This window comes from Anaeromyxobacter sp. SG17 (assembly GCF_022690695.1).
Taxonomy (GTDB): domain Bacteria; phylum Myxococcota; class Myxococcia; order Myxococcales; family Anaeromyxobacteraceae; genus Anaeromyxobacter; species Anaeromyxobacter soli.
Genome location: NZ_JALCYX010000111.1, coordinates 1 through 10218 on the forward strand (window position 1 = coordinate 1; position 10218 = coordinate 10218).

10 protein-coding genes and 1 pseudogene are annotated in these 10218 nt (G+C 74.0%); 8 read left to right on the forward strand and 3 right to left on the reverse strand.

From position 1 onward, the window contains the following. The coding region (locus tag MNY60_RS22340) for a homocysteine S-methyltransferase family protein (RefSeq protein WP_242361925.1) at positions 1 to 326 on the reverse strand (326 nt) is incomplete at its 3' end. Positions 327 to 354: 28 nt separating this feature from the next. Next, on the reverse strand, positions 355 to 1740 hold the full coding sequence (locus MNY60_RS22345) for an MBL fold metallo-hydrolase RNA specificity domain-containing protein (RefSeq protein WP_242361927.1): 1386 nt from the start codon (positions 1738 to 1740) through the stop codon (positions 355 to 357). A gap of 137 nt (positions 1741 to 1877) precedes the next feature. On the opposite strand from MNY60_RS22345, the gene MNY60_RS22350 reads away from it, so the two are divergent. The 5 genes from MNY60_RS22350 (at position 1878) to MNY60_RS22370 (ending at position 7248) form a co-directional block, all read left to right on the forward strand. After that, positions 1878 to 2267, forward strand: coding sequence for a (deoxy)nucleoside triphosphate pyrophosphohydrolase (locus MNY60_RS22350; protein ID WP_242339980.1), 390 nt, complete (start codon positions 1878 to 1880; stop codon positions 2265 to 2267). 204 nt (positions 2268 to 2471) lie between these two features. Continuing rightward, positions 2472 to 4526 (forward strand): ATP-dependent zinc metalloprotease FtsH, encoded by a 2055-nt coding sequence (ftsH, locus tag MNY60_RS22355; protein WP_242361929.1) that lies wholly within the window; start codon positions 2472 to 2474, stop codon positions 4524 to 4526. Then, complete coding sequence (locus tag MNY60_RS22360) at positions 4523 to 4750, forward strand: hypothetical protein (protein WP_242339982.1); 228 nt, start codon at positions 4523 to 4525, stop codon at positions 4748 to 4750. Before ftsH ends, MNY60_RS22360 begins: the two co-directional genes overlap by 4 nt. Before the next feature lie 127 nt (positions 4751 to 4877). After that, complete coding sequence (locus MNY60_RS22365; protein ID WP_242339984.1) at positions 4878 to 5525, forward strand: nucleotide exchange factor GrpE; 648 nt, start codon at positions 4878 to 4880, stop codon at positions 5523 to 5525. Between the two features lie 94 nt (positions 5526 to 5619). Continuing rightward, entirely contained in the window at positions 5620 to 7248 is a 1629-nt protein-coding gene (locus MNY60_RS22370) for a Do family serine endopeptidase (protein WP_242339985.1), read from the forward strand. A gap of 74 nt (positions 7249 to 7322) precedes the next feature. Here MNY60_RS22370 and MNY60_RS22375 read toward each other — a convergent pair whose 3' ends face one another. Further along, positions 7323 to 7925: a DUF6066 family protein gene (locus tag MNY60_RS22375; protein WP_242339987.1), complete on the reverse strand. Its 603-nt coding sequence runs from the start codon at positions 7923 to 7925 to the stop codon at positions 7323 to 7325. A 188-nt stretch (positions 7926 to 8113) separates the two neighbouring features. Here MNY60_RS22375 and MNY60_RS22380 point away from each other — a divergent pair, with 188 nt between their 5' ends. The 3 genes and pseudogenes from MNY60_RS22380 to MNY60_RS22390 form a co-directional block, all read left to right on the forward strand. Beyond that, positions 8114 to 8476: a PilZ domain-containing protein gene (locus MNY60_RS22380; RefSeq protein ID WP_242339988.1), complete on the forward strand. Its 363-nt coding sequence runs from the start codon at positions 8114 to 8116 to the stop codon at positions 8474 to 8476. 106 nt (positions 8477 to 8582) lie between these two features. Continuing rightward, the gene (locus MNY60_RS22385) at positions 8583 to 9350 is read left to right on the forward strand and encodes an ABC transporter ATP-binding protein (protein ID WP_242356791.1); all 768 of its coding nucleotides are present in this window, start codon (positions 8583 to 8585) and stop codon (positions 9348 to 9350) included. Next, a pseudogene (locus MNY60_RS22390) lies at positions 9347 to 10218 on the forward strand (hypothetical protein); the annotation flags it as partial. The gene MNY60_RS22385 and the pseudogene MNY60_RS22390, both read left to right, overlap by 4 nt.

The window sequence follows — 10218 nt, forward strand, 5'->3', positions numbered from 1 at the left end:
GATCGTCCCGGGCCGGCGAGGCCCGTCGGGCCGAGCGCGCCGGCGACCCGCGCGTGCGGAGCCGCCTCGCGCGCGACCCGCACCGCCGCCGCGGCGAGCGCCTCGACGCGGACGGGATCGAGGCGCGCGGCGAGCCTCGGCGCCGCCAGGTTGAAGGTGCAGGTGAGGAGGAGACCGGCCCCGGCCGCGGCGTGCTCCGCGTGGACGTCGCGGACGACCCCGGGACGCGCGAGGAGCCACTCCTCCGGGAGCGCCTCCGGAGGGAGCCCGCGCGCGATGAGCGCCGTCCCCAGGGCACCGTCGAGGAGCAGCCGCGGGCCGAGCATCAGCGCGTCCCCCGGGGTGGGACGGGGATCACAGCGCGACCTCCTCGAGGTGGCGCGGCACGTGCGCCGGCCAGCCGAGCGCGTCCATCCGCGCCTTCGAGGCGGCGAGCGCGGCGGCCTCCCCGTGCACGAGGAAGGTCCGCCGCGGCATCGAGGGGAACGTCGCGAGCCAGCGCGAGAGCTCCGCCTCGTCGGCGTGCGCCGAGAAGCCGCTGATCGTGGCCACCCGCGCCCTCACCGGCACGTCCTCGCCGTGGATCCGGACGGTCTGCGCGCCGCTCTGGAGCGTGGCGCCGCGCGTCCCGGCCGCCTGGAAGCCGACGAGCAGGACGGTGGTCCGCGGATCGGGCAGCCGGTGCGCGAGGTGGTGGAGCACGCGCCCGCCGGTCGCCATGCCCGAGGCGGACAGGATGATGCACGGGCCCTGCACGTCGTTCAGCGCCTTCGACTGATCGGGGCTCCGGCAGAAGGTGAGCTTCGCCGGCCGGAGCGGCTCCTCGCCGGCCGCCATGAGCCTCGTCATCTCGTCGTCGTGATCGTCGCGGTGCGCGAGGAAGAACGGCGTCGCGTCGAGCGCCATCGGCGAGTCCACGAAGACGGGGAGGGCCGGGATCTCGCCGCGCTTCTCGAGCGCGCGGAGCGTGAACAGCACCTCCTGGGTGCGGCCGATCGCGAAGGCCGGAATCACGATGGCCCCGCCCGCGTGCACGGAGCGCCGGATCTCCTCCGCCAGGGCCGCCGCGGCGGGGACCTCCGGGTGGCGCTTGCCGCCGTAGGTGCTCTCGAGGACGAGCGCGTCGGCGGCGGCGCCCGGCTCCGGGTCGGGCAGGATCGGCGCGCCGTAGCGGCCGAGATCGCCGCTGAAGAGGAGCCTCAGGGGCCGGGGGCCATCCAGGACGAGCTCCGCGAGGGCGCTGCCGAGGATGTGGCCCGCGCGGCGGAAGCGGAGGCGAACGCCCGGGACGACCTCGCGCAGCTCTCCGTAGCGGAGGGGCGAGAGGACGGGGAGCGCGGCCAGCGCGTCGGCCTCCGAGTAGAGCGGCGCCGCATTCGGGGCGTGCTTCGAGTAACCCTTTCGGTTCGCGTAGCGCGCCTCCTCCTCCTGCAGCCGGCCCGAGTCGGGCAGCAGGAGGCCTGCGAGGTCGCGCGTCGCGGGCGTGCAATGCGCGAGGCCGCGGAAGCCGTCGCGGACGAGCTGCGGCAAGGCCCCGGTGTGGTCGAGGTGCGCGTGGGTGAGGACCACCGCGTCGATCGAGCCCGGCGGCACCGGCCAGGGCGCGCGGTTCCTGAGCCGCAGCTCCTTCTGCCCCTGGAACAGGCCCGCGTCGACGAGGACCCGCGCCGAGCCGGACTCGACGAGGAAGCGCGAGCCGGTCACCGTACCCGCCGCGCCGAGGAACCGGATGGACGCCATGGTGTGCCGATTCTACAATTCATGAGGGTCGGCGAGGTGCGCCGCCTGCCGGAGCGGGCGGTCGCGCCCGCCGCGTCGTTCCGACGAGTTCAGGCGAGCGCCGTCCGACGGCCTCGAGGCGAACGGGGACACAAGCGATGCGCCGGAAGATCCGGGTCGTCGGGGCGATGATCGAGCAGGACGGGAAGTACCTCATCACCCAGCGCCCGCCCCGCGCGTCGTTGCCGCTCCTGTGGGAGTTTCCCGGCGGACGCGTCGAGGCGGGGGAGACGGACCCCGCGGCGCTCGCGCGCGAGCTGCGCGAGGAGATGGCGATCGGCGTCGAGGTCGGCGATCGCGTGATCCACGTCGAGCACGCGTACGAGAGCTACGACATCGACTTCTGCGTCTACCGCTGCCGGCTCGTGAGCGGGCCCATCCAGAACCTGCGCGTCCACGCCCACCGGTGGGTGCGCCCCGACGAGCTCGATCAGTACGAGTTCCCCGCGGCGGACGAGAAGACCATCGCGAAGCTGCTCGGGCTGTGACGCCAGGGGCGTCCACCGGATCGTAGCGCGGCGCGCCAGCCCGCGCCGCGGAAGCGCCCGTCTTTCGGCCACGCGCCCGCCTGGCAAGACCCTGCCGGTCTGCTGCCCTCGCCCGACCTCGGTTCGGTGCGCTCCATCGTGAGGCGGCGGATTGCCCGCTCCCCCGACATGCACAGATTCCCTGCGAAGGGGGCGGGAGGCCCAGTGCCAGCGGACGACAAGAAGCCACACGGACAGCGGGGCGAGCGAGGCTCGCGCCAGGGACCGCAGACACGCGTGCCGCTCGCCTCGCCGGCGGCGTGGCTCGTGCTCATCGCGCTGGCGGTGTTCCTCTTCCGCGCGTTCCAGGACGTCGGCGTGCGGCGCATCCCGTACTCGCAGTTCAAGGACATGGTGCGCCAGAGCAGCTTCGAGCGCGTCGTGATCGGGCCGGACTGGGTGCGCGGCATCCCGAAGCCGGTGGAGGGCGGCGCCGCCGACGGCGACAAGAGCGACAAGGGTGGTCAGGCGCTCCCGTACGTCGCGACGCGCATCCCCGGCGGCGACGACGAGCTCGTCCCGGCCATCGAGAAGGCCGGCGTGCCGTACGACGCGGTCGCCGGCGGCGGCATGGGAGACCTGTTCTGGGTCTGGGTCGCGCCCATCGCGCTCGGGCTCCTGTTCTGGGCGTGGATCATGCGGCGCATGTCCGGGCAGATGGGCCAGGGGCCGCCGGGCGTCATGGCGTTCGGCAAGACGCGCGCGCGCGTCCACATGGAGCCGGACACCGGCATCACCTTCCAGGACGTGGCCGGCATCGACGAGGCGGTCGAGGAGCTCCAGGAGATCGTCGAGTTCCTGAAGACGCCGGAGAAGTACCGGCGGCTCGGCGGCCGGATCCCGAAGGGCGTGCTGCTCGTCGGACCCCCGGGGACCGGCAAGACGCTCCTCGCGCGCGCCACCGCGGGCGAGGCGGGCGTGCCGTTCTTCTCGCTCTCGGGCTCCGAGTTCGTCGAGATGTTCGTGGGCGTCGGCGCCGCGCGCGTGCGCGACCTCTTCGCGCAGGCGACGCAGAAGGCGCCGTGCATCGTTTTCATCGACGAGCTCGACGCGCTCGGCAAGTCGCGCAACTCGGGCGTCGTCGGCGGCCACGACGAGCGCGAGCAGACGCTGAACCAGCTCCTCGCGGAGATGGACGGGTTCGACGCCCGCGCCGGGCTCATCATCATGGGCGCGACGAACCGGCCCGAGATCCTCGACCCGGCGCTGATGCGGCCGGGCCGCTTCGACCGGCAGGTCCTCGTGGATCGCCCGGACAAGCGCGGCCGCGAGAAGATCCTCCAGATCCACGCGAAGAACGTGAAGCTCGGCGCCGACGTGGACCTCCGCTCGGTCGCGGCGCGGACGCCGGGCTTCGCGGGCGCCGACCTCGCGAACGTCGTGAACGAGGCGGCGCTCCTCGCCGCGCGGCGCAACAAGAGCGCGGTCACGCGCTCGGAGTTCGAGGAGGCGATCGAGCGCGTCGTCGCCGGGCTCGAGAAGAAGAGCCGGCGCATCAACGAGCGCGAGAAGGAGATCGTCGCGTTCCACGAGGCCGGGCACGCGCTCGTCTCCTGGATGCTGCCCTACGCGGACCGGGTCACGAAGGTCTCCATCATCCCGCGCGGCCTCGGCGCGCTCGGGTACACGCTCCAGCTGCCGATCGAGGATCGCTACCTCCTCACGCTGTCCGAGCTGCGAGACCGCATGGCGGGGCTCATGGGCGGCCGCGTCGCGGAGGAGGAGGTGTTCGGCGAGCCGTCCACCGGCGCCTCCAACGACCTCCAGCAGGCGACCGGGCTCGCCCGCATGATGGTCAAGGACTACGGCATGAGCCCATCGCTCGGGCCGATCGCGCTCAACGAGGAGCGCGCGCCGTCCTTCCTCGGCAAGGGGTTCGAGCCGCGTACGTACTCGGAGCAGACGGCGCTCGAGGTGGACCGCGAGGTGCAGTCCCTCGTCGTGGAGGCGCACGGGCGCGCGCAGGAGGCGATCCGCCACCACCGCGAGAAGCTCGACGCCATGGCCGCGCGGCTCCTCACGGCGGAGGTGGTCGAGGAGGAGGAGATGACGCGGCTGTGGGGCCCGAAGGTCTCCCGGCCCGGCACCATCCACGGCCCCGGCCACGCGGAGGCGCCGCCCGAGAACCCCTCGCGGCCGGTGGCGATGGCGGAGGAGCACCGCGACTCCTGGCAGGGGCCGCAGGCGGTGGCTCGCACGGCACCCGGGGACGGAGAGTGAAGCACGCGTCCGAGAGCCACGAGGCGCGCAAGGTCCTCTTCCAGACCGGCATCCGGCGGGGACACCTGTCGCTCCAGGAGATCGATCGGGCGCTCCCCCACGGCAGCCTGTCCCCGGCGGAGCGCTGGTTGCTGTTCTACAGCCTGCGCGCCGCGGGCGTGGAGATCCGCGACGCGCGTGGCGAGGCCCTCGACGAGCTGCCCGGAGACCCGCCGCCGCCCTGAGCCCGCGCCGAACGGCGCGCCGTCCCGATCGAACGAGCCCCCGGCGCGTCCGCGCGCAGGCGGGGCTCTACGCGTTTGACAGCCCTGGACGTGTGGTTACGTTCGCGGCCGGAGGTCACGACAAGGCATGTCCGATGAACGTCGCGGTGCGCCCGGCGCGGAGGGTGGCGAGCCGCAGGTGAAGGTCGTCGACAGGCGGCGGTTCCGCAGCGACGGCGCGCCGGTGGAGGAGGGCGGGTCCGAGGGGACCGGGGGCGCGCAGGCGGCTCCGGAGGCGGAGGCCGGCGCGGACCCGCGCGACGCGCAGCTCGCCGCCCAGCAGACCCGGATCGACGAGCTGTCGCGCGCGTACGCGTCGCTCGTCGAGGACAACAAGGCCTTCCGGCAGCGCCTCGAGCGCGAGCGCACGCGCCTCCTGGAGGCCGAGCGCGCCAACGTGGTGCAGGCGCTCCTCGAGGCGGCCGACGATCTCGAGCGAGCGCTGGCGGCGGTGAGCGCCGGCGAGGTGCAGGGGGACGCCCTGCGGAACCTCGCGGAGGGCGTGCGCATCTCGCTGGTCTCGCTGCACAAGCGGATCGCCGAGCTCGGCGCGCAGAAGATCCCCGTGCAAGGCCAGCCCTTCGATCCCCACGTCGCCGAGGCCATCGACGTCATCCCCGTGGCGGACGCGGCGCAGGACGGCGTCGTGCTGCACGAGATCCGGCCGGGGTATCGCATCGGCGACCGCGTCCTTCGCCCCGCGCGGGTGCGGGTGGGGCGTCTCGCGCAGGCGTAGCATCTCGCGCGGTTCCGCTCCGGCCGCGGCGTGGCGGGAATAGATCTCCACGCCGGGCGTCTTTCGGCCGGATCAACTTTCCCAGGAGTGCAGCATGCGCCGCATCTTCCGTCGAAGCCTCAGCGTCACGTTCATCGCGGCCCTGCTCGCGTGCTCGCAGGATGGCCGCGCCGCGACCGAGCCCCAGCGTTCCGCAGCGGCACCGGCCGGTGGGGGGGCGCCGCTGTACGTCGACGCCGCGCAGCAGTCCCCACAGCAGTCCGCGCAGCAGCAGGCGCAGATCGCCGTTCCTTCGCAGGGCTCGGTGGCGCCGCTCATCGAGAAGGTGCAGGGCGCGGTCGTGAACATCTCGACCACCACCGTCATGAAGCACCCGCCCGTCCGCGGGATGCCTCAGTCGCCGCACGGCCGCGGGCAGGCCCCGGGCGGCCGCGGCGGCGCGCCCGGGCAGGGCGGCGGCGACGACCAGGAGTTCCAGGACTTCTTCGACAGGTTCTTCGGCGGTCGCCCCGCGCCGCAGATGCCCGAGGAGTTCCGCGGCTCGTCGCTCGGCTCGGGCTTCCTCATCAGCCCGGAGGGCTTCATCCTCACGAACAACCACGTCGTCCAGGACGCCACGGACATCCTCGTCCGGCTGACCGACGGCGGCGAGTTCAAGGCCGAGACGGTCGGGCGGGACCCGGCCACCGACGTGGCGCTCATCAAGCTCGTGAACCCGCCGAAGAACCTCCCCACGGTCGTGCTCGGCGACTCCGACGCGATCCGGCAGGGCGACTTCGTGCTCGCGCTCGGCAGCCCCTTCGGCCTGCGCAACACCGCCACGCTCGGCATCATCTCGGCGAAGCACCGCGGCCGCGAGGTGAACCCCACCGGCACGTACGACGACTTCCTCCAGACCGACGCCGCCATCAACTCCGGCAACTCGGGCGGCCCGCTCTTCAACCTCAAGGGCGAGGTGGTCGGCATCAACACGGCCATCGTGTCGCCGCAGCTCGGCTCGGGCGTCGGCTTCGCCGTCCCGATCAACCTCGCGAAGTCGATCCTCCCGCAGCTCCGCGAGAAGGGGAAGGTGACGCGCGGCTACGCGGGCGTGTCGATCACGGACCTGAGCCGCGACCTCGCGCAGGGCTTCGGGCTGCCGCCCGATCAGAAGGGCGCGCTCGTGCAGGCCGTCGTGCCGCGCGGCCCCGCCGCCAAGGCCGGCGTCCAGCCGGGCGACGTCATCGTCGCGGTGAACGGGAAGCCGGTGGCCTCGGGCAGCGATCTCACGCGCACCGTCGCCCTGGTCGCGCCAGGCAGCAAGGTGGACCTCACGGTGCTCCGCGGCGGGCAGAAGAAGCAGGTGAGCTTCGCCGTCGCGCAGCGCCCGGACGACGAGGAGGCGATCGCGCGCGGCGACACGGGCGAGGAGGAGCCGAAGGGCGACAAGAGCCCGAAGCTCGGCGTGACGCTCGGCGATCTGACGCCGCAGATCGCGCGCCAGCTCGGGGTCGAGCCGGGCGACGGCGTGCTGGTCCGCGACGTGGTGGCGAGCGGTCCGGCCGCGCGCGCCGGCATCGAGCCCGGCATGATCATCGTCGAGCTGAACCGGAAGCCGGTGAAGACGGTCCAGGACGTCGCGCAGGCGATCGCCAGGATGAAGGACGGCGAGGTCGCGCTCCTGCGCGTGCGCCGCGGCCAGGACCTCGTCTACGTGGCCGTCCCGGTCGGCGGACGGCAGTAGCCCCGGCCTCGCAGAAGAGCAGAGGGCCGTCCCGGTCGGCGGGGCGGCCCTCTGGAGCAGCTTTCGCGCGGCGGCTACAGCACGCGCGAGGCGATCTCGTTGCCGGTGCGCGCGTCCATGACGCGGATGGCCACGAAGCGGGCGGCGACGCCCTCCATCTGCCCGCCCTCGCCGCGCCGCGGCAGCTTCCAGGTCCGCTCGGGCTTGAAGACGATCTCGAGCTCGATGGCGCCGGTGCGGAACGGCCCCTGGAACTCCATGTCCATCACGCCCGGCGGGAGCTTTCCGCGGATGGGGATGAGGTTCACGAGGGGGTGGCCGGAGGCGTCCTGCCGCGCCGGCGCGCCGTGGGTGAGGGCGAGCCCGCCGCCGTCCACGAAGGGCGTCACGAGCAGCACGAAGCCGTCGCCCTGCAGCTCGGCGCGGACCAGCGTCGCCGCGTCGGTGACACGAACGGTGAACGTCTTGCCGGCGACGGACCGGCGCGCCGCGAGCACGTTCGCCTCGCAGGCCGCGCGCGTGTAGATGTCGGTGCAGTGGCCGACGTAGCGCGCGAGGAAGGGCTCGAGCGCGTCGAGGCGCTCCGCGCTCGTCGCGACGGCGTCGAAGCGCTCGCCCGCTCGGACGGCAGCAGGGGTGGAGGCGAGGAGCAGTACCGCGACCCAGAGAAGACGCATGTGATGGAGTCCGTTCGAATCGGGCAGGTCGCCCGGGCGGGTGCCTCGAGTCTAGCGTGGCGCCCTCCGGCCTGTAGGAAAGTTAATCCTTCGGCGTGCGGCAGGAGCGCCCATGAAGGCGCAGGTCGCTTTTTTGACCACATTCGCACACCGCCCTAGCCTGCGGTCTCAGGCAGGAGGCGGACGACATGCTGAACAGCCGCAAGGACGGGCGGACGACGGCGCCGGTGGAACGTCGCGCGACGCCGCGCCTCGACAAGGTCTTCCGCGTCTACCTCGAGGGCGAGCGCGGGATGGGGCTCGGGATCGCCCGGAACATCTCCGAGGGCGGCATGTTCGTCGAGACCCGCGTCCCGCACCCCATCGGCTCCCAGGTCCGCGTCACGTTCCCCGCCGAGTCGGGCGAGATGACCGCCGTGGCGGAGGTCCGCTACGTCTGCCACCTCATCGGCCGGACGCCCGCCGCCGACCGCGGCCCGCTCGCGCTTCGCGGCATGGGCGTGCGGTTCCTCTACTTCGAGGACGACGCGGTCTCCGCCGCGCTCCAGTGATCCCGCTTCACCCGCCGTGTCGCCTGCGTCGCGCCGCCCGCCGGGGCCGCGTGCCATCGTGGGTGGCTCGCCGGCACGCCTCCCCGGCCCGCGGTAGAACAGCCCCGTGACGACGCTCGCGATCGAGACGGAGGGGCTCACGCGCCTGTTCCACGGGCGGGCCGCCGTGGAGGGGCTCGCGCTCGCCGTGCCGGAGGGCGCGTTCTACGGGTTCCTCGGTCCGAACGGCGCGGGGAAGAGCACGACCATCAAGATGCTCACCGGCCTGCTCGCCCCCACCTCCGGGCGGGCGCGCGTGCTCGGGACGGACCTCGCCGTCGATCCGCTCTCCGTGAAGGGTCGCGTCGGCGTCGTGCCGGACGGCCTCGCGCTCTTCGAGCGCCTCTCCGGCGCGGAGCAGCTCCGCATCCACGGGCAGCTCTACGGGCTCGAGCGCCGCGAGGCCGGACGGCGCGCCGACGAGCTCCTCGGCGCGCTCGAGCTCGCGGACGACGCCGGGAAGCTCGTCTCCGAGTACAGCCACGGGATGCGGAAGAAGCTCGCGCTCGGCTGCGCCCTCATCCACGGGCCCCGGCTGCTCTTCCTCGACGAGCCGTTCGAGGGCATCGACGCGGTCGCCGTGAGCGGGATCCGGCGCCTCCTCCAGGACCTCGTCGCCCGGCGCGCCCTGACGATCTTCCTCACGAGCCACGTGCTCGAGGTGGTGGAGCGGATCGTCACGCACGTGGGGATCATCCGGGAGGGCCGCCTCGCGGCGCAGGGCACGCTCGCGGAGGTCCGCGGCGCCCTCACGCTCGAGGAGGTGTTCATCCGCACCGTCGGAGACGAGCGCGGCGAGGTGCGCGGCCTCTCCTGGCTCGGCGAGGGCGCGTGAGCGCGGGGGAGGGGGGACGCGCGCCCGCGCCGCCGGGCGCGCTCGGCACCCTGCGCGCGCTCGCGGAGCTCCGCTGGCTCCTGCTCCTGCGCCGGCTGCGGCGCCCCGGCGGCGTGCCGGAGGTCGTCGCGCGCGTCGCGCTCTACGTCGTCGCCGTGCCGGCCGGGCTCGCCTTCGCGGCGCTCACCGGGATCGGCACGTACCAGGCGGTGCGCGCGGGGCGGGGGCTGCAGGCGACCGTGCCGATCGCGGCCCTCTTCTTCGGCGTCTGGCAGACCTGGACGGTCGTGTCGCTCTCGATCTCGGAGCGCGACGCGCTCGACCTGCGCCGCTTCCTCGTCTACCCCATCTCGCCGGCGCAGGCGTTCGGCCACGGGCTCGCGGCGTCGGTGGCGGGCGATCCGTTCGCGGCGTTCTGGTGCCTGCTCCTCGTCGGCGCGTTCGGCGGCGCCGCGGTGGCGCGTCCCGGCGCCTGGCTCGCGCTGCTCGCCGTCGTGCTCGCCGCCTTCGTCGTGGCCACCGTCGCGCTCGTCGCGCTCCTCCAGGAGCTCCTCGCGCGGCTGCTCCGCGGGCGGCGCGCCCGGGAGATCCTGGTCGCGGCGGTCTACGTCGGCGTGGGGGTGCTCCTCGCCTGGACCGCCGGCCATCCCGGCGCGCTGCTCCGCATGCTGCGCGGCGCCCGCGCGCTCCGCTGGCTCGCGTACCCCGCCGCGCTCGCGGAGGCCGGCGCCGGGGAGCTCTACGCGGGCCGCGTGCTGGCGGCGCTGCCCTGGGCCGCGGCGCTCGTCCTGGCCGGCGGCGCGACCGCCTGGGCCGCTTACCGGCTCGCGCTCGCCTCGGCCCGGGCCGGGGCAGGCGGCGCGCCGCG